At 69.1% G+C, this 23,908-nt stretch carries 18 protein-coding genes and 5 pseudogenes; 15 read left to right on the top strand and 8 right to left on the bottom strand.

What is annotated here, in order from left to right; genetic code table 11:
• Positions 1 to 21: 21 nt before the first annotated feature.
• The 3 genes from OIE49_RS00505 to OIE49_RS00490 form a co-directional block, all read right to left on the bottom strand.
• Positions 22 to 858: an alpha/beta fold hydrolase gene (locus OIE49_RS00505; protein ID WP_326800551.1), complete on the bottom strand. Its 837-nt coding sequence runs from the start codon at positions 856 to 858 to the stop codon at positions 22 to 24.
• 124 nt (positions 859 to 982) lie between these two features.
• Positions 983 to 1,291: a transposase family protein gene (locus tag OIE49_RS00500; protein ID WP_326806095.1), complete on the bottom strand. Its 309-nt coding sequence runs from the start codon at positions 1,289 to 1,291 to the stop codon at positions 983 to 985.
• A gap of 629 nt (positions 1,292 to 1,920) precedes the next feature.
• Positions 1,921 to 2,940: a LacI family DNA-binding transcriptional regulator gene (locus OIE49_RS00490; protein WP_326806094.1), complete on the bottom strand. Its 1,020-nt coding sequence runs from the start codon at positions 2,938 to 2,940 to the stop codon at positions 1,921 to 1,923.
• A gap of 299 nt (positions 2,941 to 3,239) precedes the next feature.
• Between OIE49_RS00490 and OIE49_RS00485 the strand changes: the two genes are divergently transcribed.
• From OIE49_RS00485 to OIE49_RS00455, 7 genes and pseudogenes are all read left to right on the top strand, one after another.
• Complete coding sequence (locus OIE49_RS00485) at positions 3,240 to 4,733, top strand: ABC transporter substrate-binding protein (protein WP_326800550.1); 1,494 nt, start codon at positions 3,240 to 3,242, stop codon at positions 4,731 to 4,733.
• Between the two features lie 127 nt (positions 4,734 to 4,860).
• A complete protein-coding gene (locus OIE49_RS00480) occupies positions 4,861 to 5,808 on the top strand; it encodes an ABC transporter permease (protein WP_141367862.1) in 948 nt (315 codons plus the stop codon).
• Complete coding sequence (locus OIE49_RS00475) at positions 5,805 to 6,722, top strand: ABC transporter permease (protein WP_326800549.1); 918 nt, start codon at positions 5,805 to 5,807, stop codon at positions 6,720 to 6,722. The genes OIE49_RS00480 and OIE49_RS00475 overlap by 4 nt, the downstream gene beginning before the upstream one ends.
• Positions 6,719 to 7,723, top strand: a complete 1,005-nt coding sequence (locus tag OIE49_RS00470; protein ID WP_326800548.1) for an ABC transporter ATP-binding protein — start codon at positions 6,719 to 6,721, stop codon at positions 7,721 to 7,723. Before OIE49_RS00475 ends, OIE49_RS00470 begins: the two co-directional genes overlap by 4 nt.
• The gene (locus tag OIE49_RS00465) at positions 7,716 to 8,576 is read left to right on the top strand and encodes an ABC transporter ATP-binding protein (protein ID WP_326800547.1); all 861 of its coding nucleotides are present in this window, start codon (positions 7,716 to 7,718) and stop codon (positions 8,574 to 8,576) included. The genes OIE49_RS00470 and OIE49_RS00465 overlap by 8 nt, the downstream gene beginning before the upstream one ends.
• The gene (locus OIE49_RS00460; protein WP_326800546.1) at positions 8,573 to 9,670 is read left to right on the top strand and encodes a C45 family peptidase; all 1,098 of its coding nucleotides are present in this window, start codon (positions 8,573 to 8,575) and stop codon (positions 9,668 to 9,670) included. The genes OIE49_RS00465 and OIE49_RS00460 overlap by 4 nt, the downstream gene beginning before the upstream one ends.
• Before the next feature lie 209 nt (positions 9,671 to 9,879).
• Positions 9,880 to 10,014: pseudogene (locus OIE49_RS00455) on the top strand (helix-turn-helix domain-containing protein); the annotation flags it as partial.
• Here the strand turns inward: OIE49_RS00455 and OIE49_RS36975 are convergent.
• Positions 9,978 to 10,307, bottom strand: a complete 330-nt coding sequence (locus OIE49_RS36975; RefSeq protein WP_402126587.1) for a hypothetical protein — start codon at positions 10,305 to 10,307, stop codon at positions 9,978 to 9,980. The pseudogene OIE49_RS00455 and the gene OIE49_RS36975 overlap by 37 nt on opposite strands.
• Positions 10,308 to 10,409: 102 nt before the next feature.
• Here OIE49_RS36975 and tap point away from each other — a divergent pair, with 102 nt between their 5' ends.
• The 3 genes and pseudogenes from tap (at position 10,410) to tpg (ending at position 12,488) form a co-directional block, all read left to right on the top strand.
• The gene (gene tap / locus OIE49_RS00450) at positions 10,410 to 11,708 is read left to right on the top strand and encodes a telomere-associated protein Tap (RefSeq protein WP_442812337.1); all 1,299 of its coding nucleotides are present in this window, start codon (positions 10,410 to 10,412) and stop codon (positions 11,706 to 11,708) included.
• Between the two features lie 93 nt (positions 11,709 to 11,801).
• Positions 11,802 to 11,924, top strand: coding sequence for a hypothetical protein (locus tag OIE49_RS36970; protein ID WP_401790965.1), 123 nt, complete (start codon positions 11,802 to 11,804; stop codon positions 11,922 to 11,924).
• Positions 11,925 to 11,930: 6 nt separating this feature from the next.
• A pseudogene (gene tpg, locus OIE49_RS00445) lies at positions 11,931 to 12,488 on the top strand (telomere-protecting terminal protein Tpg).
• Positions 12,489 to 12,553: 65 nt separating this feature from the next.
• Here tpg and OIE49_RS00440 read toward each other — a convergent pair.
• On the bottom strand, positions 12,554 to 13,174 hold the full coding sequence (locus OIE49_RS00440; RefSeq protein WP_326800545.1) for a hypothetical protein: 621 nt from the start codon (positions 13,172 to 13,174) through the stop codon (positions 12,554 to 12,556).
• 290 nt (positions 13,175 to 13,464) lie between these two features.
• On the opposite strand from OIE49_RS00440, the pseudogene OIE49_RS00435 reads away from it, so the two are divergent.
• A pseudogene (locus OIE49_RS00435) lies at positions 13,465 to 14,079 on the top strand (IS5 family transposase); the annotation flags it as partial.
• A gap of 67 nt (positions 14,080 to 14,146) precedes the next feature.
• Here OIE49_RS00435 and OIE49_RS00430 read toward each other — a convergent pair.
• Positions 14,147 to 14,590, bottom strand: a complete 444-nt coding sequence (locus OIE49_RS00430) for a winged helix-turn-helix transcriptional regulator (RefSeq protein WP_306092228.1) — start codon at positions 14,588 to 14,590, stop codon at positions 14,147 to 14,149.
• Positions 14,591 to 14,721: 131 nt separating this feature from the next.
• Here OIE49_RS00430 and OIE49_RS00425 point away from each other — a divergent pair, with 131 nt between their 5' ends.
• Together OIE49_RS00425 and OIE49_RS00420 are read left to right on the top strand one after the other, a co-directional pair.
• Entirely contained in the window at positions 14,722 to 15,594 is an 873-nt protein-coding gene (locus OIE49_RS00425; RefSeq protein WP_326800544.1) for an aldo/keto reductase family oxidoreductase, read from the top strand.
• 273 nt (positions 15,595 to 15,867) lie between these two features.
• Positions 15,868 to 16,224: pseudogene (locus tag OIE49_RS00420) on the top strand (transposase family protein); the annotation flags it as partial.
• A gap of 119 nt (positions 16,225 to 16,343) precedes the next feature.
• Here the strand turns inward: OIE49_RS00420 and OIE49_RS00415 are convergent.
• Both OIE49_RS00415 and OIE49_RS00410 read right to left on the bottom strand, forming a co-directional pair.
• Positions 16,344 to 17,435, bottom strand: a complete 1,092-nt coding sequence (locus tag OIE49_RS00415) for a potassium channel family protein (protein ID WP_326800543.1) — start codon at positions 17,433 to 17,435, stop codon at positions 16,344 to 16,346.
• Between the two features lie 578 nt (positions 17,436 to 18,013).
• Complete coding sequence (locus OIE49_RS00410) at positions 18,014 to 20,506, bottom strand: TOTE conflict system archaeo-eukaryotic primase domain-containing protein (RefSeq protein ID WP_326800542.1); 2,493 nt, start codon at positions 20,504 to 20,506, stop codon at positions 18,014 to 18,016.
• A 1,339-nt stretch (positions 20,507 to 21,845) separates the two neighbouring features.
• On the opposite strand from OIE49_RS00410, the gene OIE49_RS00405 reads away from it, so the two are divergent.
• Together OIE49_RS00405 and OIE49_RS00400 are read left to right on the top strand one after the other, a co-directional pair.
• Positions 21,846 to 22,988 (top strand): Fic family protein, encoded by a 1,143-nt coding sequence (locus tag OIE49_RS00405; protein ID WP_326800541.1) that lies wholly within the window; start codon positions 21,846 to 21,848, stop codon positions 22,986 to 22,988.
• Between the two features lie 80 nt (positions 22,989 to 23,068).
• Positions 23,069 to 23,884: pseudogene (locus OIE49_RS00400) on the top strand (IS256 family transposase); the annotation flags it as partial.
• Positions 23,885 to 23,908: the final 24 nt, after the last annotated feature.

Raw genomic sequence — 23,908 nt, 5'->3', positions numbered from 1 at the left:
GCCGCCGGGTCCAGACCGGCCCTAGGCACGAGCGGCGTCCGATCGGAGGAAGGAGAGCATGAGCGAAACCACCTGGTCGGGGAACTGGTCGTGCGGGTAGTGCCCGGCGCCCTCGATCATCTCAAGCCGGCCGAGGCCGGACGGCAGGGCATCGGCGATCGCCGATCCCTCGGCGTGCGGGTCGGCCCAGTCGGGGTCGAGCGTGCCCATCACGACCAGGACCGGGCAGCGGACGTTGCCGAGTTGCGCGCCGGCGTCGGTCGGGGCGCTGCGGCCCATGCCCTGCAGGGCCTTCATCCGGCCCGGCTCGCGCAGCAGGGAGTCGATGCGGCCGAGCCGTTCGACCCAGGCGGCCGGCTTCACGCCGGGGTAGGCCACGTCGAGGTACGAACGCCAGAGCGGCACGCTGGCGAACACGCCCGCGCCGAGCAGCCGCAGCATGCCCCGCCGGAAGCGCTTCACCCGCAGGTCGCCGAGGCGGATCGACTGCTTGCGGGTGAACGGCGCCAACTCGACAACCGCGGTGATCAGCGAGGGCTCCTGCGCTGCGGCGATGGTGGCGGCACCGCCGGAGATCGAGTGGCCGACGAGCACGGCCGGGCCGCCCAGGTGGCGGATCACGGCGAGCAGGTCGTCGGCGATGGCGGTGCGGCTCCAGGCCGGCCAGCCGACGCTGGACTCGCCGCAGCCGCGCAGATCGACCGCGGCGACCCGATAGCCCGCCGCCACCAGCTGCGGGATCACAGCACGGTACGCGGCACGGCTGTCGCCCATGCCGTGCGCGAGAACGATCAGCGGGCCGGACCCCGCCACCTCGTAAGCGATCGTGCCGCCGTCGGCGGCAAGGTACTCGGTCACGACATCTCCCAGGCTGGCTAACTTGATTAGCTAAAAGCTAATCTCAATAGCCAAACCTGTCAACACGACCGTTGTTACGACTCCCGGAACCGGCTCCAGGCCAGTGACGTTTTCTCAGCGGTGATCACTTCCAGATTCTGTTGAGGGTGAGGGCGGCGCGAGCGATGTCGCCAATCCGGCTGGGGCTGATGGTGATGTGTTGCAGGGTGCGCCAGCGCTGCTTGAGTTCGGCTGCGGCGCGTTCGCCGAGAGCTCGCATGCCTCTGATCAGGCTGTTGGTGGTTCGCGTGTCGGTGTGCAGAGCCCGTTCTGACTGGCCTTTCGGGCGGCGGACCGGGACCGCAGCCCGTCGCTGCCTTCCTCTCCCGCAGCCGACGCTCGGAGGGGGGCTTGTTGGTGCACGGGGCGGCGGCTGGCCTGGTGGATTGCTGATTGGTTGAGAAGCTGGGTGAGCGGTTCACGCGGGGGGCCGCGCTGTGTGAGCTGGGGTTGTGTCGTTTGCGCTGAGTGGGGGGGACTTGTTGTAGGTATCGGTAGCGCTAAAAGGCTCGGTCGGTGTTTGTGCTGGTCAGGGCTGTTTGGGTTGGTCGGTGGGTGGGGGTTCAGGGGGAGGCTCTCAGCGCCTTCGTGCGGACCGGTGCGTGCGTTACGTTTCAGGCTCGTAGAAAAACATGTCTCTCTCTGAACCGATGTCGGAGAGCGCCAGAGTGTGCGTATCTCTCCAACTGGGTTCGTGCGTGGTGGTATTACCTCACTTCGGAGGTAGGCGCCCAGGCAGGCGATGGCGTCACGGCAGAGGTGGATCCTGTCGACCCGTCGCTGTTTTCGCGGCCCGATGCTGCCCAGTCTCAAAGGCGTTCTACGAACGCAAGAGGGCCGAGAAGAAGACTCATAAGCAGGCCGTCATCGCCCGCGCGCGCCGCCGCCTGAACGTCCTATGGGCACTCCTACGCGACGGTCGTCCCTTCGAGGGCAGCCCGCCACCTCGTGCTGCCAGCCTTGGCTGAGGTGGCTACAGTCAGTCACGAGCCAGGCGTTGACAACCACATTGGGAATCAGTAGCTAGCCCAAGCGCGCGGTGGATTCGCGCTCGTGCAGCGTCGCAGAGACGATCCTTGGCGGCACCGGTCCCAGGTCGTCGGCCAGACGCTCGAGCAGGAGCTCCACGGCGAGTCGGCCGGTGGCCTCGGGGGCGAGTTCGAGGGCGGTGATGCCGGGAGCCGCGAACCGGGTGTGCTCGCTGTCCGAGCCTGCGGCGATGAGCAGACGACGGGGGATGTCCCAGCCGAGGTTGATCGCCGTGCGTGCGATGCTGGCGGCGTGGCGGCCGGTGTTGGCGAAGATGGCGTCCGGGGGAGCCGGGCGGGAGAGCAGCAACCCGCCGACCTCGGTTCCGCCTGCCTCGCCGCGTTCCTCCGGGACCCGTTCCAGGATCGGCTCCTGGCCGCGTTCCCGGGTCCATGACAGGTAGGTTTCGATCGTGTCGTGGTTCCAGGCGTTGTCGTCCGTACCCGCGACAAAGGCGATCCGGCGAGCGCCGCGTTCGAAGAGCAGATCGAGCATCCGCCGGGTCTCGGCGCGGTCATCGGTTCCGGTCCACCAGATGTGTTCGGGCCGGGCGGGGTCACGGCCGGTGGAGACCACGGGCAAGCCCCGGTCGAGCAGTTCGGCCAGGACCGGGTCGCCGACGAACGGGTCGACGACGATGCCGCCGTCTAGGTTCATGGCGGCCGGTACGGATCTGCGCGTGAGGTCGGGTACGAGCATGAGTCCGAAGCCGCGGTCGAGTGCCGCGGTCGCGGCGGCTCCCGCCAGCCGGACGAAGTAGTCCACGCCCTGCAGGGTGTAACCGATGGCGTCCAGGGGACGGATGGCCAGCGCGACCACCCCGGTGCGGCCGCCGCGCAGGCTCTGGGCGATGGGGTTGGCCCGATACCGCAGCTCGGCGGCCGTGCGCAGGATGCGCTCACGCGTTGCCGCCGCGGCCGAGCCCTTTCCATTGAGCACATGCGAGACGGTGGTCGCCGACACGCCGGCAGCCCGCGCTACATCGCGGATCGTCACTCTCTCGGACGGACTCATCACGCTCTAAAACGTACCACCAAAACGATTGACCAAAACGATTTACTACGCGACTCTCTACCCATCTGAGGTTGCCCATCCCCGGTGGCAGCGATCTTCGCGCAGACCTGTCAAGACACCGTTGCCGCATGCCCGGGGACAGACCAGAAGGGCTGGAAGTGCGCAAGAGAGCGTTTGTCGCCGTCGCGATCGCGAGCGTGATCTCGCTGGCCGGATGCGGGAAACCGGCACAGTCACCGAGCGCTGACCGGAGCGCCGCCACGGGGACACTCGTCGACACCCCCGCCCCCAAGGGTGACGTGGACCGAGTGACGTGGAACGTGCCCTACGGCGAGCCCACCTCGCTGGACCCGCTCAAGTCCTACAACTACCCGGAGAACGAGGTCCTCTCGAACCTCTGCGAGAGCCTGATGCGGGTCAACCCCGACTTCTCCGTCACGCCGGGGCTGGCCGAGTCGGCGGACCATCCCACGCCCACCACCTGGGTGTACAACCTTCGCAAGGGCGTGAAGTTCTGGGACGGCAAGGAGATGACGGCGGATGACGTCGTCTTCAGCCTGAAGCGCCACCTGGACCCCGCCGAGGGCTCCTACTGGGCCGGCGACATGCTCACCGGCAACATCGCGAGCGTCAAGAAGACCGGCGCCTACCAGGTCACCGTCACCCTCAAGAAGCCGGACGTCGTCATCAACGACTACATGGCGACACCGCTCGGCGCGGTCACCGAGGCCGCGTTCACCCGGCAGGCCGGGGCCAAGTTCGGCACCCCGGACAAGGGCGTCATGTGTACGGGCCCCTTCGCACTCAAGAAGTGGGACAAGGGCTCCCAGGTCACGCTGGTGCGCAACGACGCCTACTGGGACGAGTCGCGCAAGGCGAAGGCCAAGGAGTTCGGCTTCCGCTTCATCGTGGACCCGGCCACCCTCACCAACGCGCTGAAGACCGGTGAGATCGACGGCTCGTACGACGTTCCGACCGACGCCGTCGACCAGCTGTCCAATGCCACCAACGGCACCCTGTACCTGGGCAAGTCCATGCAGATGGTGGCCATCATCGGCACCGGCGACGGCACCTTCTCCGATCCGCGGGTGCGTACCGCCCTGCTGATGGCCACCGACCGGGAGGCCATCAGCAGGACCGTCTTCGCCGGCACCGCCGCGCCGCTGCGGTCCGTGGTGCCGCCGGGCAGCTACTCCTATGCGTCCAAGGTTTACGAGGATGCATACGACAAGCTGCTGCCCACCACGGTGGACATCGAGGGTGCCAAGAAGCTGGTCCAAGAGGCCGGCAAGCCCAGCGGGCCGATCACCATCGCATACCCCAGCGAGCGGACCGTCTACGAGGACATCCTCGCCGAGGTGCAGAGCGCAGGTAAGAAGATCGGCCTGGACATCCAGCCCAAGGGTGTGCCGAGCGCGCGGTACGGCGCCTTCTTCTCCGACGCCGAGGCTCGCAAGGGCTACTCGGGCTTCATGACGACGAACTACTTCGACGTTCCCGAGCCGCTGGCCTTCCTGCGGAACCACATCGACCCCGGGTCCGCCGAGAACTACGACAAGTTCTCCGCCCCCGAGATCACCGCGCTGCTGGACCAGGCCTCCGCGGAGAACGACGACACCAAGCGGGCAGAGCTCACCGCCCAGATCGAGACCAAGTACATGGCCAAGACCCCGTGGCTGCCCATAGTCGCTCCGTCGACCCGGCTGTTCATGAACAGCAAGATCACCGGGGCACCCGCCTCCTTCGTCTACCTGTACTACCCGTGGGCCGCAGCCGTGGGCTCGGCCAAGTGAGCGCCTAGCAGGTAGCGCCCACCGACCCAGGCGCCCACGGCGCACGTCCTTATCCGCATTCCGGCAGGGGAGCGCGGCGGCTTGCCCGACCGCGCTCCCCCGCAGACCTCTCCAGCAGGAACAGCCCATGCTCGGATTTCTTTTCCGGCGCTTGCTCGCGCTGGCCGCGACCCTGATCGTTGCCAGCTTCCTCATCTTCGGTGCGCTGTACCTCGCACCGGGCAGGCCGGAGACCTTCCTCACCCAGGGGCGCTCGATCAGCCCCGAGACGCTCGCCTCGATCCGCGCCCAATACCACCTCGACGACCCGTTCCCGATCCGCTACTGGGACTGGATCACCGGAGTGGTCCGCGGCGATCTCGGCCAGTCCCTGGTGTTCCGTCAGGACGTGGCGAGCCTGCTCGCCCCGCGTGTCGGCTCCACGCTGCTGCTCACGCTGTACGCCGCCGTGCTCCTCGTCGTCTTCGGCGTGCTGGTCGGCGTGGTGTCCGGGCTGCGCGGTGGCCTGCTCGACACGGTGGCGCTGGTTGTCACCAGCATGGGCTTCGCCGTTCCCACGTTCTTCGCCGCACTGCTGCTGATGAACCTGTTCTCCGTGCAGCTCGGCTGGTTCCCCGTGTTCGGGTCCGGTGAGGGCCTGGCGGACCGGCTCTGGCATCTCACCCTGCCGGCGATCGCGCTCGCCATACCCTCGGGCGCGGTGGTCGCACGGATCACCCGGACCTCGATCATGGAGGAGAAGGACTCCGAGCACGTCGCCACCGCGATCGGACGCGGACTTCCGCGCTCCCTGGTGGTCCGGCGGCATGTGCTGCGCAATGCACTGCTTCCGGTGACCACGATCGTGGGAGTCAACATCGCGGCCCTGATCGCCGGCGCGACCGTCGTCGAGAAGGCGTTCGCCCTCGACGGTCTCGGCTCTGCTCTGGTCGATGCCGTCAACCAGAAGGACTTCGCCGTCGTCCAGGCCATCGCGCTCGCCCTGGTGGTTGCATTCGGCCTCGTCAACCTGGCCGTCGATGTGCTCTACGCATGGCTGGACCCACGGTTCAAGCTCGGAGGGAAGCGCTCATGAGCGACAGCGTCAACGCCTCGGGCACGGCTACCGCAGGCACTCCAGGAAAGGCCGCCCGCTCCGGAGGCCCTACCGGCCGCCGGAACATGATCGGGCACTTCGTCACCCACGTCGGAATCACCGGCACCGTCGCCGCCGCCTTCATCGTCCTGATGGCCGCCATCGCGATCCTCGCCCCCTGGATCGCTCCCTACGACCCGCTGCAGGTCGACCTCGCCGCCACCTACCAGTCCTCCAGCGCGGAGCATCTGCTCGGCACCGACAACTCCGGTCGTGATCTGCTCTCCCGGCTGATCTGGGGCGCCCGGACCAGCCTTCTGGGCCCCTTCATCGTCGTCACCGTCACCGCGGCGCTGGGCACCCTGATGGCACTCACCGCGGCATGGTTCGGCGGCCGCGTCGACGACCTGATATCCCGTCTGCTCGACCTGCTGTTCGCCTTCCCCAGCCTGCTGCTGGCCATCATCGTGATCGCGCTGTACGACCGCGGGCTGCTCCAGGCGTCCCTGGCGCTCGCGGTGGGCTTCACCCCGTACACCGCACGGGTGCTGCGAAGCGTGTCACTGCGCGAACGCATGCTGCCCTACATCGCGTCCGGAGAGATCCAAGGCTTCTCCGGGTTCGTCATCTGCGTGCGGCAGATCCTGCCCAACATCACCCCCCAGATCCTCACCGGTGCCACCATCAACTTCGGATCCGCAATGATCGAACTTGCCGCGATCTCCTTCCTCGGTCTCGGCGTCCAGCCGCCCACGGCCGACTGGGGCCTGATGGTCTCCAGCGGCCAGGCCTCCCTGGTGAAGGGCTTCCCCCAACAGTCTCTGTATGCGGGCCTGATGATCGTCATCACGGTCGCGGCGTTCAGCGTGCTGGGCGAACGCCTCGGCGGCCGCAAGGCAGGAGGCCGCGCATGAGCCCGCTGCTGCGCCTGGACGGCCTCCATGTGACATTGAACGTCGACGGCGAGCGACGCCCCGTGCTGCACGACGTCTCGCTCGACGTCGGCGCGGGCGAGGCCGTCGGCCTGGTCGGCGAGTCCGGTTCCGGCAAGTCGATGACGGTGCGCTCCGTTCTGCGGGTGCTCCCCGGCGGGGCCGAGACCTCGGGACGGATCGACTTCGACGGCGCCGACGTCCTCTCCATGTCGGCCAAGGACCTGCGCCGGTTCCGGTCCCACGAGGTCGCGGTGATCCACCAGGACCCGCGCGCCGCCATCAACCCCGTGTCGACCGTCGGGGACTTCCTGGTCGAGGCGCTGGTCGCCAACCACGGCGAGGGCGTTCGGCAAGCGCGCGCCCTCGTCCAGCGCATCCTGTCCGATGTCGGCATCCCCGACGCCTCACGCCGGATGCGCCAGTACCCACACGAACTCTCCGGCGGCCTGCTCCAACGGGTCGTGATCGCGGCCGCGATCGCCGTCCGCCCCCGGATGATCCTCGCGGACGAGCCCACCACGGCGCTGGACGTCACCACCCAGTCCGAGGTGATGGGCATCCTGGACGAGATGCGCCGGGAACACGGCCTGGCCATGCTGTTCATCACCCACGACCTGGAGCTGGCCGGCGCGGTATGCGACCGGATCGCGGTCATGTACGCGGGCTCGATCGTCGAGGAGAGCCGGCCGCAGGCGCTCGAGGACCGGCCCAGACACCCCTACAGCCGGCTCCTGCTGGACTCCCGGCCGCGCATCGACCGGGTCGCCGACCGCCTGGAGGTGATCCCGGGACGACCGATCTCGGCCTTCGAAGTCGGTTCCGGCTGCGCCCTGGCGCCCCGCTGCCCCTACGCCGAGCCCCAGTGCACGGCCACTGCCCCGGCCCTGCGGCCGATCGGTTCGGGCCAGGTCCGGTGCCACCGCAGCGAAGAGCTCGAGTCCGTTCTCCGACGTTCCGGCACGGAGGTGCGCGATGTCTGAACACACCCCTGTCGTGGAAGTGACCGAGCTTCGCAAGGTGTTCCGCGTCCGCCGCCCAGACGGACGGGGCACCACCGAGTTCACCGCCGTGGACGGCGTCGGCTTCCAGGTCCGGCCCGGCGGCGCGCTCGCGATCGTGGGGGAGTCCGGCTCCGGCAAGTCCACGGTCGCCCGGATGGTGGTCGGCCTGGAGACCCCGACCTCCGGCAGCATCACCGTCCTCGGCCGCCCCCGCAAACCGGGACGTGCCGGGACGGCCGAACGGCGCCGCCGCGGGCGCGAGATCCAGATGGTGTTCCAGGACCCCTACGGATCCCTCAACCGGCGCAGGTCGGTCCGCGACGCCCTGGGCGAAGTGATCGACCTGCACTTCAAACCGTCCCGCAACGAACGTGAGGAGCGGATCGCCCGGCTGCTGGCCGACGTCGGCCTCGACGAACGGCAGTCCCGCGCGCTTCCCTCCGCGCTGTCGGGCGGGCAGCGGCAGCGGGTCGCCATCGCCCGAGCGCTCGCCGCCGAACCCAAGGTGCTGGTGCTGGACGAAGCGGTGGCCGCGCTGGATGTGTCGATCCAGGCACAGATCCTCAACCTGCTCGCCGACATCCGCGAACGCACCGGCCTCACCTACCTGTTCATCAGCCACGATCTGTCCGTCGTACGGCAGATCAGCGAGGAAGCGATCGTCATGCGCAAGGGACGGATCGTGGAATCCGGCCCCACCGCCCGCATCCTCGACGACCCGCAGCATCCGTACACCCGCATGCTGCGCCGATCCGTGCCCGGCCCCGGTTGGAAGCCGCGGCGAATGAGCCAGGACGAGCGCCAGGCGCTCGCCATGGAGGAGACATCGTGACCACCCCTACGGTTTTCCGGTCGGCCCAGGCAGCCCCCGGCGATCGCGGGCAGCAGCTGGGCAAGGCCTTCCCGGACCGCATCGGGCAGGCCAGCGCCTTCTACGACCAGCTCTTCGCCGCCGCAGGCGCCACGCCGCAGGACGTCACCGACTGGAGCCTGCGGGCCTTCGAGCACATCAGCGCCTGGGCCCCGGAACTGGCCGAGGAGATGGACGGCATCGCGCGCGGCGCCGGCCTGCCCCTGTGGCGGATCGCCGCGCTCAACGCCCGAACGGAGATCCTCGGCCGGTTCGGCCGGACACAGCACCCGGAGTGCTCGACGGTCGTGTACGCCCCGGCCGACGGTCGTCCGCCCGTCACCACCCAGACCTGGGACTGGCACGACGGCATGCGGGACGGCTGGTTCGTCTGGACCATCGAACACCCCGACGGCCGGGTCGTGCACACGGTGACCGAGTTCGGCATCGTCGGCAAGATCGGAGTCAACAAGGCGGGCCTGGGCCTGCACTTCAACATCCTCGGCCACACCTCGGACAAGTCGACCGAGGCAGCGGGCACGTGGATACCAGTGCACGCCCTGGCCCGACGCATCCTCGACACCTGCGCAAGCGTCCCCGAAGCCGTCGAACTGGCCACCGGCACATCGGTGACGGCATCCAGCTCCCTGACGCTGGCCGACCACGCGGAAGACCGGACCACCGCGGCAGCGATCGAACTCAGCCCCGCCGGATCGGTACTGCTGCGTCCGCGCGAGGACGGCTTCCTACTGCGCACCAACCACTTCGTCGACCAGGCACTCGCCGGTGGCGAGGTGATGGGAGTCGAGGACCCCAGCACCTACCGGCGGATGAACGTCCTGCAGGAGCGCACCGCGGCGATCAGCGCGCCGGACCGGGAGACCCTGGTCAAGGCCCTCACCTGCCACGGGGACGAGGGCGCGGAGCTCTGCTGCCACACTCAGCCGGACGAGGTGATCGGCAAGCGCTGGGAGACGCTCGCCACCGTGTCCCTGGACGTCGCAGGGGGAGGGCTCGCCGCCCATCCGGGCGGACCTTGCACCTTCCACCCCGCATCCTGGGCTGAAGTCTTCTGACCCACCCCCGGAGGGCAGGCCCTACCAACACCTGCCCCTCCTACCAGGGCGCGGGAGCCCAGCGTTTCACTCAGGTGCTCAATGCCCCGCGGTGTCTCGATGAGCGTCCAGACACGGCGCTGCCCGTCGTCGGCGTCGATGATCTGTTACCAGCGGCTCCGTGCCCTGGACGGCCAGCCCGGCTTCGCCGCGGAACCAGTCAGCGGGCCGTGTTGCTGGTGGCGACGTACTGGCGCACGAACCTCACCTTGCGGCAGGTGGGGCCGTTGTTCGGGGTCTCGAAGTCGGCGGCCGACCGCATCCTCGATCACCTGGCACCTCTGCTGGCCGTCTCGCCGGCCCGTCCGCCGGCGGTCCCGGAGGCGTTCACCGGCCCGGCCCCGGAGCCGGTCCCCGCTCCCGCGCCCGCCGCTGCCCCGCCGTCCCGCCCGAAGGCGGCGGCGAGCAGCACCACCCGGCCCGCTGCGTCGTCGCGGCGCCTGGGTGCGAAGAAGGCGGCGGCGAAGAAGACCACGGTGGCGGCCGCTGCCGATCCGCGCTTCGAGAACGGGCCGCTCGCGGTCATCGACTGCGAGGACGGGCAGGTGTCGGCGTACTGCGTCGGCGGCTTGGTCCTGGACGTGCCCGCCAAGAGCATCCCGGCGCTGGTCGACTGGACGCTGACCGAGGCCCGCCTAGTTCAGGCCCGGCTGCATCGCAACGGCCGTGACGCCCGCTCCTCGTCTTCACCGCGTCCGCGCTGGAGCGCTACGGCCTGCCCGCGGCCCTGTCACAGGAGGAGCAGCGCGCGGGACGGCTGGCGGCCGGCCACAAGGTGGTCAAGCAGATCGAGCGGGCCGGACTCCAGCTCACCCAGCGCGGATTCGGGCCGTGGGCCCGGGTCTACCGCGACCCGGAAGGATCCAAGCGGCGCTGCGTCCAGCTGTGCATCCTGCCCTGGAACGCGCTGGACGCCCGCGAGTGGGACAAGAAGGACGACCCGCAGCTGCCGACGATGCACCCGGCCGACCTCGCCCGCTACCTCGGCCTGTACGCGGCCCGGGTGACAACGCCGCGCGGCAGCACCGCGACGACCGGCCTGGAACTGATGACCGCGCTGCGCCCGCCGACCCGCGCCGAGAAGGACCCGGACACCGGCGAGTTCAAGCGGGCCTTCAACGACGACGCGCTCACCGCCGTGTACGACGTGGTGGAGTGCGAGGTCCCCGACGAACACCCGATCCTCAAGGACAAGTTCGCCCGGCACCACCTGCGCACCCCGGCAGAGATGCTGATGGAGGTGCCCTACGACTGGTGCCGGCCGCTGACCGATGAGGAGTGCGCCAACCCGTACCTGGTCGTCGTCGACCTCAACATGAGCTTCGCCGCCGCCGCGAACGGCCTCACCGTCGGGCTGAACGGACCCACCCACCTGACCGGCAACCCGCAGTTCGATCCGGCGCTGCCCGGCTCGTGGCTGGTCGACCTGTCCCGCGTCGACCTGTCCCGCGTCCAGATCAACGGCCGCACCGTCGACGCAGACCGGCTCCCGAGCCCGTTCACGCCGAAGGGCGACCGGCCCGAGGGCCCGGGCTGGTACGCCACCCCGACCGTCGCCTACGCGGTGGAGCTCGGCTTCGACGTCGCGCCGATCGAGGCGTACGTGCGCACCCAGACCGGCCGCTACCTGGGCCCCTGGTACAAGCGGCTGCGCGACGCGTACGTGGAGACGATGGCCGACATGGGCGTCACCACCGACCTCGCCGGCCAGGAGTTCCTCGAGGCGATGGCACGGCGCAAGCAGGTCGACCCCACGATGGCGCTGCTGGAGACTGCGATCAAGGCGACGGCGAAGGGCGCGATCGGCAAGCTGCGCCAGCGCAGCCGGGGCCAGGTGCCGTACTACGAGCCCTATCCGGCGCTGAACCGGGAGACGTGGCGCCCCGACATCCGGGCCGCCGTGCTCGCGATCCAGCGCGTCGACCTGCACCGCAAGCTGATGAAGACGGCGGCCGCCGACCTGTACCCGGTCGCGATCGGCACCGACGCCATCGTCTAACCCCTCGCCCGGCCCGTCCCCGCTGGACGTCCTGCCGTACAGCCCAAGGGCAAGCCGGCGCCGGGCACGTTCCGGCTCGGAGTCTCGCCCGGGATGGTCAAGTGGCAGGGCACCCAGACCGTCCTGTGGGTGGAGCAGACGTTAGAGGAACGCGGCGAGGTCTTCAACATCGCCAACCTCATCAAGACCGACCAGAGCGCCGGAGAAGGGGAGTAGCTGGCCATGGTCGATTCGCTCGGGGACAGCCTGGACCGCGCGCTGGAGGGGGCGTTCACCCGCCGCATCCCGCAGAGCGCCCAGGCGCAGGTGAAGTACCTGGTCAAGCAGCTCAAGGGCACCAAGGCCACCGCGCAGGCGCTCGGGATCTCCCAGCGCACGGTGGAGCGGTACGTCTCGGGCAAGCTCAAGTGGCCCCGCCAGGACCTGCGCGGCCGCATAGAGCGTGAGGTCAAGAAGCCGTGGCTGCCGCAGGTGAGGGCGAAGGCGAGGAAGAAGGCGGCCTCCACCGGCGGCCTGGTCGTCTCCACCCGCGCGGGGTTCGGGTTCACCGCGGCGCCGGGCACCACCGACGACGCCCGGATCCGCGACATCACCCAGGCGCTGCCGCCCGAGTACGCCGACTAACTGTTCACCGCGCGGGAGCAGGGAGCCACCGAGCAGCAGCTCCAGCAGATCGCCGCCGACGGCCTCGCCCGGATGTACTTCCGCGCCAACAACACCCGCGCGCACGGCCTGGGCGTGGAGTTCACCGACATCGAGCAGATCCAGATCGAGCTCTAGGCCAGCTCCCGCACAAGCGCCGCCTCCCCGGCATCGAAGCTGCCGGGGACGCGGCGTTTCGCACCCTACGGAAGGGCCGCCCGTCGGGTCGTGCGCGCGGCGCGGCGACGTACCCACCAGGACAGCCGCGGCGCGGTGGCGGCGTTGATGGCTCGGCCGAACGCTGCCAGGGCGGCCTCCAGACGCGCGGTGTCCTCCACGTCCGGCAGGGCGTTCAGCAGCTGCTCGGTGGCAGTGACGACGGCCGGGTCGGAGCAGCGCATGAGCGGGGCGGCGGCGGTGGCGGCCCGGGTGAGCGGCTCCCGCACGGCGGCAGCGGTCTGCTTGCTCGCCACCCGCTCCTGGCTCAGCAGCTCGGCCGCGCGCCCGAACCCCAGGAGCCCGCTCTGCACGGCGGTGCCACCGGCGATCCGGGCGCGGGCGGCGCCGCCGGCGAAGGCGAGCACGGTCAGCAGGAACGTGCGGCCGCGCTCGGCCGGCCCCTCCCACAGCAGCCGGTTGGCGGCGGCAGCGCCCTGGAGTTCCGTCACCGCCACCGTCATCGCATCCGCATGCACTCGCAGGGCACCGATCTCGGCCTGCTGCTCTTGGCGGGTGCGGGCGCGGCTGGTCAGCCATGATGCCAGAACGGCGATGACCGCCCCGGATACGAGCGAGCTGTTCATCAGCTCGATCAACTTGTTCATGCCCGCAGGTTGGCCGCACGCCGGCCCCGGCGGACGGTGCGTTGCGCACCTGACGCACAACCAGCACGCTTCCGTTGCCGATGCCGTGTCCACCTGGTCGGCCGGGCCCGGCGCCGCCGGCGCCGGGCCGGGACGTTGGTTGAGGTGCGGGCCACTCCGATCTGACACCGCGCCATGAGTACCGTTCGGAAGGTTCGGCGCCTCAAGAAGGTGCCGGACACCGACAGCGCCGTGGGCCAGTTGGCCTGTGCCCTGCGCCGCAGCCGTGCCGTGCTGGGGCTCACTCAAGTCAGTGGATTTCCCTCGGCGTCTTCGCCCGGCTCAAGCAGATCGCGCTGGAGTCCTACGACCGGAGCGTCGGACTCGTGCTCGACCAGATCGCCATCGACGGCTCCATCACCAAGGCCCCCGACGGCGGCGAGGTCGCCGGGCGCTCACCGGTCGACCGTGGCAAGCAACGCCTCAAACGCTCGGGCATGACCGATGGTTACGGCATCCCGCTCGGCAGGGTCCTCACCGGAGCGAACCGCCACGACTCCCCACTGCTCGCCCCGACCCTGGACTTGCTGGAGCACCTGGGACCGCTGCCCGACGACATCACCGTGCAACTGGACGCCGGCTACGACTCGGACAAGACCCGCACCGAACTCGCAGCCCGCAACCTGCACGGCCGCATCGCGCACAAGGGCGAGAAGGCGCCGATCCAGGCCAGCGAGCGGTGGCACGTCGAGCGCACCCACGCCTGGCAGAACACCTTCCACCGCCTTGCCCGCTGCTACGAGCGTCGTGCGACCGTCGCCAACGCCTTCTTCGACCTCGCAGACACGATCATCACCGTTCGTAGCCTGATCCGCCGAGCCTGGACCACCCACCGCTGGGACGACCGCCCCAAGCGACGTCCTTGAGCCCCGTCCATCTGCCCGGCCTCTTACGCGCAGACCGTTCGGCGCTGATGAGCAACCCTGGTGTGGTTCAGGCGACGCGGGTGTCGTAGGTCTCGCGGTTGGCAAGCACATCGTCCATGTGCGTCTCGGCCCAGGCCTTGAGGCCCCGCATCATCTCGTACAGCGACAGGCCGAGATCGGTCAGCTCGTAGGAGACCGTGACCGGCACGGTCGGCACCACAGTGCGGGACACCAGGCCGTCGCGCTCCAGGGAGCGCAGCGTCTGGGTGAGCATCTTCTGGCTGACGCCGGCCAGCAGGCGCTGCAGCTCTGAGTAGCGCATCACCCGGGGCCCGCCGGCGCAGTCGGCGCCGGGCTGATGCGCGCTGTCGCTGCCGAGCGCGGCCAGGATCAGCGTGACCCACTTGTCCGAGATCCGGTCGAGCAGCTTGCGGCTGGGGCAGGCCGCCACGAAGGCGTCGTACTCCACCTTGGCCTGTGCCCTTTGCTGGGCTGCCGTCATCGTCGCCATGGACCATTCCTCTCACCCGTGGGTGCCTTACGCACTTCGAAGTGCCTACTTCCCGACAAGAAGCTACGCACCAATAGTGGTCCAAGGCGCCGTCAGGCACCATCCCCTGGCTTTAACACGAAAGGCACACCATGGGCACCCCCTCCGCCTCGCTTCCCGGCGGCACTTGGACCCTGGGCGACCTGACCGTCGCCCGGTTCGGCTACGGCGCCATGCAGCTCGCCGGCCCCTGGGTCATGGGTCCGCCTGCCGACCGCGAGGGCGCACTCGCCGTTCTCCGCGAGGCCGTCGGCCTCGGCATCACCCACATCGACACCGCCGACGCCTACGGGCCACACATCACCAACCAGCTGATCCGCGAAGCGCTGCACCCGTACTCCGACTCGCTGCACATCGTGACCAAGGTCGGGGCGACCCGCGACGAGGAGGGAGGCTGGCCCCCGGCACGCAAGCCTGAAGAGCTGCGCCGGGCCGTCACCGAGAACCTGGAGAACCTCGGCCTCGACACGCTGGACGTGGTCAACCTCCGGCTCGGCGACGCCCAGGGCCCCGTGCCCGGTTCGCTCGCGGAGGCGTTCGGGGCGCTCGTCGACCTCCAGCGGCAGGGCCTCATCCGGCACCTCGGCGTGAGCAACGCGACGGCGAAACAGGTCGCCGAGGCACGCTCGATCGCGCCGATCGTGTGCGTGCAGAACATGTACAACCTCGCCCACCGCCACGACGACGACCTGATCGACGAGCTCGCAGAGCAGGGCATCGCCTACGTGCCCTTCTTCCCCCTCGGCGGCTTCAGCACGCTGCAGTCCTCGGCACTCACGGCCGTAGCCACCCGGTTGGACGCGACGCCCATGTCGGTCGCCCTCGCCTGGCTCCTGCAGCGGTCGCCGAACATCCTGCTGATCCCCGGCACCTCATCGGTGGCACACCTGCGCGAGAACGCCGTCGGCGCGGAACTCCCGCTGTCCGACGACGATCTCGCCGAGCTCGACAAGATCGGCCGCTAACCCTACGGCGCTCACCAGCGGCTGGGCCGGATCGACCGCGGGAAGCTCGGGCAGCAGCGCCGCGAATTGATCCGCGGGTCGGTCAGCTTGCTGGAAGAACGGGCACAGGTCTCCCCAGCGCTCACAGAGCGTCGCAACTCCATGATCAGGGACACCTGTGCTCGCCTCACTGCCCGGGTGCCCCACCCACCAATCTGCGCGAGCTCTTAGCCGCCGGCACGGGAACGGTCGTGAGGGCCCGTGCACCGGTGGCGCCCCGTGATGCGCGCGCACGCGGACACGCGCCTGGTGGTGGCTGCCGCCCGCCCGGTGCCGGGCACCACCGCGGGTGCGAAGGCCTGGCGGGACTCAGGCCTGGCCGAGCACTGCCAGGGCGTCACCGTGCTCCGCGACGGCGCCTACATCAACACCGGGCTGATCGTGCCGCACCGCAAACGGCCCGGACGTGCCCTGGCGAAGGGCGAGGAAGAAGGACAACGCCGCCCACCGAAAGGCCCGCGCTCGCGTCGAGCACGTGATCGGCCGGATGAAGAACTACAAGATCCTCCGCGGCTGCAGGCAACACGGCGACGGCCTCACCACGCTGTCCAGGCCGTCGCCCGCATGCACAACCTCGCCCTCACCGCATGACCAGATACGCCAACAGTGCAGCAGGCTGCCTGATCGCAGCCTTCTGCAACACGCTTTTGTAAGGCGCGGCGGACTGCACGCCGGTCAAGGTGCTCACGGGCCAGGCTGCCGGACCCCGCTCATTCCTCGATAGGACGTAGAGCCGTCAGGTCGCCGAAGACAATCAAGGTGTCTCCCGGGTGAAGGGCGCTGTCCGGGTCGGGGTGGGGAAGCAGCGTGCCGTCCGCGCGCCGCACCAGCAGCGGCAGCACCCCCTTGCATGCTTGCCGCAGGGGGCGGCCCAGCAGGTGGGAGTCGGCTGCGATGCGGATCTCTTCCAGCCGGCAGTCCGAGGTACCAGGCCGGCTGAACTCCAGGAAGTCAACGATGTGCGGCCGCACGGCGAGCAGTGCCATCCTCCTGCCGCTGGTGACGTACGGGGACACCACGCTACTGGCCCCGGCGCGGGCGAGTCGGTCGACGGAGGCGGGTTCGGAGGCGCGGGAGACGATGGCGATCGCCGGGTTGAGTGCGCGAGCGGTGAGGGCGATGTATACGTTCTCGGCGTCCGAGTCGACCGCACACACCAGCCCGCGGGCCCGGTCGATCCCCGCCCTTCGCAGCACCTGCTCGGAGGAGGCGTTGTCGATCAGGTAGGCGACCTTGTCGCGCTGCATCACCTCCTCCAACTCCGCTTTGCTGTCGATCACCACGAAGGGGATCCCGTCGGCTTCGAACTCGCGCGCCACGGCCTGCCCCACTCGTCCGTACGCACAGATGACGAAATGATCACGGAGTGTGTCGATCCGGTACTGCATGCGTAGCATCCTTCCGTGCGGACCGAACCTGCCCTCCACCAGCGCGGTACCCACCACTCCCAGAGCAGCCACGAACACCGCCACGCCGAGTACAGCCAGTGATGCGGTGAACAGCTTGCCGCCCGTGGAGAGCCGATCAGCTGCCGACGACCCTTCGGTGGTAAGCGTCATTACTGTCAGGTACACGGCAGAGGAGGGCGAGGATCCCAGCAGCATGTACCCACCGATGCCGTACCCGAGCAGCACCAAGATCGCGGACACCACCAGCAATGCCCGCCATCGAACACCGCGCGGCGACCACACACCCGCTCCCGTCATCGCCTTCCTCCAGTGTCCTGCACGGCCAGTGGCCCGCTCCTCCCGAATGGCATCGCCCTCTTCGAGAGGTGGCAGGGACCAGTGCAGCGTCAGCACCCTCCTGAGCAGGTCACCGCTCTGTTTCCGCCCGTCGGCGGCGGCTGGACCGGCTTTGGCGGCGACGGCGGATCCGCCCGGCGACCGCATTCAACCCGAGGGGGTGTCGCATTGGTTCCGACCGGGCACGGGCGACCTGTGGAGGGTGTTGGCTCCACCACGCACAGGTTGCAGCAGTCGGGCAGCGCGGAAACGCCCGTCGATGCGCAATACGCCCTCTTACAGAATCTTGCGCTGTAGGGTCCGCGACTTCTTGAGCAGTAACTCCCGGGGGAAACACGGGGATCCGGGCTTGGTGAGCAGCGGGGGTGTCGGTGGGTGATGAGCATTCGGCGGTTTCTCCTTGGCGGAGTCGATGACAGCGAGTGAGGTATCTGTGGTCTTGGCGATCGTCGGTTTCGCTGACCGGGGTTCTCTGGCGGTGTAGAGGTCGGCTGGTGTGCTCGTGGGGGCCGGGGGAGGCAGCCGCGGGGTCCGCCTGCTGGGCTGGAAGCCGGGGGGTCGAAGGTTTTCCTGCCCTGTGGTACGGGAGTGGGTGCCCCGTCCAGGGCAGCCTGGACGGGGCACCGACGCGTTACCTACTGTGCGCGGTGCCCTTGCTCGTTCGTGGCGGGGTGGGCGGCGTGCCAGGCTTCCCAGATTTCTGCACGGAGCCTGCCACGTGGTGGGACGTCCATGTCCTGTTCGCGGGCCCAGGCCCGTACCTCCGCCACGCTCGGCGCCACGGCCGAAGGGCGTGGCTGACGGGCGGCGGGGACGAGGGCGCGGGGTGGTGCGGGCGGGAGATTCTTGGCGGCGGTCGTTGTGAATCCGCGGCGTTGGAGGATGCGGCGGCGCTTGTGGTGCATGCGCTCCAGCAGGGGGACGTCGGCGTCGAGGTAGTCGTGGGCTTCGACGTGGGATTTGCGGTCTTCGGTGTTGCGCATGATCCGGCCGACCTGTTGGATCACTCGCCCCTTGAACGAGATGGGGCTGGTGAGGAAGAGGGTGTCGAGGCGCGGTGCGTCGAAGCCCTCGCCGGCGAGTTTGTCGATCGCCAGGAGCACCAGAGGCCCGTCGTCCTCGGCCAGGGCGGCACGGATCCGGGCGCGCTCGGCCGGCGGCATGCCGCCGTGCAGGACGAGCGGGGTGATGTTGTGCGGGGTGAGGGCTTGGGTGAGCTGTTGGAGGTGTTCGACGCGGTTGGTCAGCGCCAGGCTGCATCGGCCGCGCCGGGTGGCGTTGGCGATGTCCGCGGCGATCAGCTGGTTGCGGGCGTCGTGGTGGGCGAGTTCGTTGTAGATGGCCTGGATGGAGGCGCCGTCGGTGCCCGGTTCGTCGGTGGTGAAGGTGGTGGTGTGCACGATGAGGTGCTTGTCGAAGGCGCTGGTGTCGTCGATTTCGTGGCGGATCGGGCCGCACTGCATGGTGATCACTGGGTCCATCTGGTCCGCCCGGTAGGGGGTGGCGGACAGCCCGATGAAGCGCCAGGCCTTCGCACGGCGGATCGCCGCTTCGGCACCGGGTGCGCCGACGGCGTGGCACTCGTCCACGATGACCAGCCCGTACCCGTTGAGCAGGCCGTCGGGGGCGTCGCGGTGAGACAGCGTCTGCAGCATGATCAGGTCGACGGAGTGGCCGCGGCGGTCCTTGCCCCCGCCGAGCGTGCCGACGTGGCCGTCTGCGAGATCCAGGAATGCGGCCAGCCGGTCCTTCCACTGGGCCAGCAGCTCCGCCCGGTTCACGATCACGGCGGTCGGGATCCGGTGGCGGGCGATGAGGGCACAGGCCATCACGGTCTTGCCGGAACCGGGCGGCGCGACCAGCGTGCCCGCCGGGTGCTTGGCCATCGCGTCCACGGCCTGCTGCTGGGTGGGGGTGAGCGCTCCGGTGAACTGGGCAGCGATCGGGGCGTGTTCGGGCAGGTCGCTGGCGATGGTGAGGGTGCCGCCGGCGGCCGCGATGAGCCCCTTGGCCTCATCCACCAGGCCCCGGGGCAGCCCCAGCCAGTCGGGGTCGGAGGCGTCGAAACAGCAGATGAGGCGCGGAGTGTTGAAGGTCGAGAACCGCTGGTTCTGCTTGCGGTAGAACTCCGGGTTGTGGAACGACGCCGCGTGCTTGAGAGCGGCCAGCAGCTGCGGCGGCAGCCCGGCCGTGGAGATCGAAAGCATCGCCGAGAGCCGGGCCTTCACGCGCGCGGGCGCCTTGCCCAGGGCCTTGCGGCGAGGCCGGACACCCAACTGAGGGATGGTCGGGGACGGACCGGCCTTGACCGGGCCGAGCTTGTCAACCAACGCCTCGACATCGGCCGGAGACAGCCGCTCGGTGTGGGACAGGTGGGCGAACTGGTCGGGGTAGGGCTGCCAGGTGTCGGGGCCCACGAAGACGGTGGTGCCCTTGGCGCGGGAGGGGCCGTGCAGCGGCAGCGCGATCAGGCTGCCGAACCGGAAGCTGCCCCTGGCCTTGGTCGGCAGGAAGTCCTGGGCGGGGAAGAGCCGGTCGTAGCTGGACAGCGCCATCTGCCCGCGGGCGTCGATCGCCCGGCGCAGCAGCGCCAATCCCAGGGCGCGGGCGGTGGCCGCCGCGACGGGTGCGGTGAAGAACGTCCACACATGCGCGCCCTTCCCGGACCGGGTGAGGTTCCCCCGAGATGCGGGGACGCCCGCCTCGTGGCAGGCTGCGATGTAGGCGGTGGCGTCGGCGCGCCAGTCGCTGCCGTCCTTGCCGTCGAAGTCGCACGCCAGCAGGCGGCAGGTGTCGTCGGCCAGCAGCGGGTACAGCCCGATGTGCAGCTCGCTGCGGCCCTGCCGGGTCGGGTCCAGGTGGTGGTAGACGGCCTCGTCGGTCAGCGGCCAGAACACCCGGTCCTTATCGGCCTTGTTCTTGTCGAACGGGTTGTCCTCGGCCGGGCTCCACCCGGTCCTGCCGGACTTGGCGCTGACCCACCGCTTGGCGTAGACGTCCTCGCGGCCTGCGAACAGGGTCTTGAACAGGGCGATCTTCGCCTCGGCGCTGGAGGAGGCGTCCGCATAGGGCAGCCCGCCGGCCCCGGCTGGTGGCAGCGCTGGGACGGGCTCGGAAACAGGCGGCATGCCGATAGGTAGGGTCTGGATGTCTCGGCCCAGGAGGCTGCGTAGTTGGGCGTTGTCAGCTCTCAGCCCGGGCGATCTCTTCGTGTAGCTCTGCGTTCTCCTCCAGCGCCACATCGAGACGGATGCGCAACTCATCGCGATCGAGGCAGTCGGACCAATCCTCCACACCCCCCATGATCCAGACTGCGCGTGCGTCATGCAGCGAAACCAGTCAGGTTTCCCTCTCTCGGCGCCCCTGTTCCAGGGGGCATTGGGATTTCGGACGGGTCTGGTCGGCGATGTGGAGGACTTCAGTGGCTTCGCCGAGGAAGTCGTGTCCGCGTGGAGTGGGGGCGAGGGGGTTGGCGGAGCGGTCGATGATGCGGAACCCGGCGATCTTCTCGATCTTCGTGTTGGAGGGCGTCGTCGCGGTCGTCGTAGATGGCTCGGGCTGCGGCGGCGATGCTGGGGTGGCCGGGGACCTGGACGATGGTTCGCAGCCGGTCGAGTGCGGTGGGGGATGAGGTCACGGTCGGCATGGCCGGGGAGGGAGTCCAGGTCAGGGCGAGGTGGCCGATGGCGTTGTAGCGGTGATCGGTGCTGGATGGGGAGATCCCATCCTCTGGTCAGGGTGGTGAGGTGGTAGTGGCCGACGCCGCGTTCGCGGGAGAGTTCGGCCATGGATGGTGCGACGCTTTCCGACGTACTCGCTGTGGAGCCATGCGCGGGTGATGTCGGGGCGCGGTGGCAGAGGGTCGGGCCGCGGCTGGAGCGGGACTTTGTCGTGGATCTGCCGGGCGCGGACGGTGTCGGGGCTGCAGGACGCCAGCCGGGCGATGTGCGTGGGTTCCAGACCCTGCTTGTCGTAGAGGTCGCACAGCCGTTCTGGGTGAGAACGCTCTGGCGGGCTTCGGCGGCCTGGGGCGTGAGCTGGTTTGCGAGGCTGCCGATCACGTGGCTGGGGGTGGTGGTGCTGGTGTCCGCGGCTGCACATCCCGACTGCGCAGGACTTGACGGACTCGTTGCGCAGCCGCGATTGCGCATCCATCCGGAACGCCGCCGGGTGGCCGGAGCTGGAGGTGCCCTATGGCCCTGTGACGACCTGCTGCGCCCGCGCCTGATGCTGCGGCACAGACGACGCTCGGGCCCGGCCGGGAACCGTCCGGCCAGGCAATGTCCGGATGCGCAGATACGCATCGAAGGCTTGCGTCGAACGCGGCGTCTGCTGCGCACGCCGGGCAGACAACCGGCACCGACTACCAGGCGGCTCGGGGTCCTCCCGCGCCTGCGGCGGACGGTCGATGACAGGCACACCGTGAACGCAGCGCCCTGGATGATAGGTAAGAGGTATCATTCTGCCATGCTGTACTCGACTCCTCAGCTCACCGAAGACGACCGCCGCGTCCTTGAAGAGATCGGGCGCCTGCGCGAAAGTCTCCGTGACGCCGTGCAGCAGGCCCCGATCAAATGGACAGCCGATCTGCGCCGCTTCCTGACCGCGTCGGCGATCGCTGGGTCCAACACGATCGAGGGCTTCCGCGTGGACGCGGTGGACGTGGCCGACCTGATGGACGGCGAACGCGACAACGTCGCCGCCAGCGAGGAAGACAAGGCCGAGACACTGGCCTACCAGCAGATGATGACCTACATCCAGTCGCTGTACGACGTGGAGGACTTCACCTACAGCAAGGGCCTGCTCAACGCCCTGCACTGGATGCTGCAAGGCCACCGTCACACCCCGATGCGCCCGGCCGGCCAGTGGCGCCGCAAACCCATCTACATCACAGCCGCCGGCGACCCCCACGCCACCGAGTACGAAGGCCCCCACGAAGACCAGGTGCCCGCCCTGATGGCCGAGCTGATCGACTGGCTCAACCACGGCGACCCAGACAGTGACGCACTCGTCCGCGCGGCCATGGCCCACCTGAACCTCGTCAAAATCCATCCATGGGTCGACGGCAACGGGCGCATGTCCCGTTCCCTGCAGACCCTGGTGATCGCACGCCAGCAGATCCTCGCACCGGAGTTCTCCTCCATCGAGGAATGGCTGGGAATGCCCGGCCACACCTGGGACTACTACAAGGTGCTGCGCGAAGTCGGCGGACCCCACTATTCACCCCAGCGCGACACCGGCCCCTGGATCACCTTCAACCTCCGCGCCTACCACGAGCAGGCCCAACGTGTGCAGCACCGTGTGCACCGCTCCAACGACTGCTGGCTCCGGCTCGAGGACCACGCCGCCCGCCTCGGCATCAGCGAACGCCAGATCACCGCCTTGCACGAAGTAGCCATAGCCGGACGCGTACGCCGCTCCCGCTACGAGAAAGCCGAAGCCCTCAACACCCAGCAGGCCACACGAGACATCCAGGCTCTCACCAAAGCCGAACTCCTCGCCCCCGTCGGCCAGACCAAAGGCCGCTACTACATTGCCGGCCCGAAGTTCCCTCAGGACGTCCTAGCCGCTGCGCAACAACGCCACACCATCCACGACCCGTATGCCTGATCCGTAAGACGAGAGTCTGTACGGTGAGCGGTGAACTCCCGAGCTGGAAGCGACAGTTGATGACTGACGTGACGAGTGACATCGAGGCCGGGGAGGCCGCTGTGGGCGCGACGGGCACCGTGGATGACGGGCTCGTCGCCGAGCTCGTGGCCCGGGCCCAGGCCGGTGGAGTGAAACTCACCGGGGAGGGCGGCCTGCTGCAGCAGCTGACCAAGCGGGTGCTGGAGTCCGCCCTGGAGGGCGAGCTCACTGATCATCTGGGGCACGAGCCCGGCGAGCGGGCCGAGGGCGGCCGGGAGAACTACCGCAACGGGCACCGGTCCAAGACGGTGATCACCGAGTCGGGGCCGGTCGAGATCGCGGTGCCCCGGGACCGGGCCGGGTCGTTCGAGCCGCAGCTGGTCAGGAAGCGTCAGCGGCGTCTGGGCGGGGTGGACGAGATGGTCTTGTCGCTGTCGGCAAAAGGGCTGACGCATGGGGAGATCTCCGCACATCTCGCCGAGGTGTACGGCGCGGAGATCTCCAAGTCCACGATCTCCACGATCACCGACAGCGTGATGGCCGGCATGACGGAATGGCAGAACCGTCCGCTGGACAGCGTCTACCCCGTCGTCTTCATCGACTGCGTAAACGTGAAGGTCAGGGACGGGCACGTCGCCAACCGGCCTGTCTACATGGGAGTGGCGGTCACCGCCGAGGGGCACCGGGACATCCTGGGCCTGTGGATCGGCGACGGCGGTGAAGGCGCAAAGTACTGGCTTCAGGTCCTGACCGAGATCAAGAATCGCGGCGCGGCCGATGTCCTGATGCTGGTCTGTGACGGCCTGACCGGCCTCCCGGACGCCGTGAACACCATCTGGCCTGCGACGATCGTCCAGACCTGCGTCGTTCACCTGAAGCCGTCAAGGAATAACGCGTTG

It is taken from the genome of Streptomyces sp. NBC_01788 (assembly GCF_035917575.1).
Lineage (GTDB): Bacteria > Actinomycetota > Actinomycetes > Streptomycetales > Streptomycetaceae > Streptomyces.
Note: the sequence above shows the minus strand (reverse complement) of the source record. Positions and strands in the feature narration are given on the sequence as shown.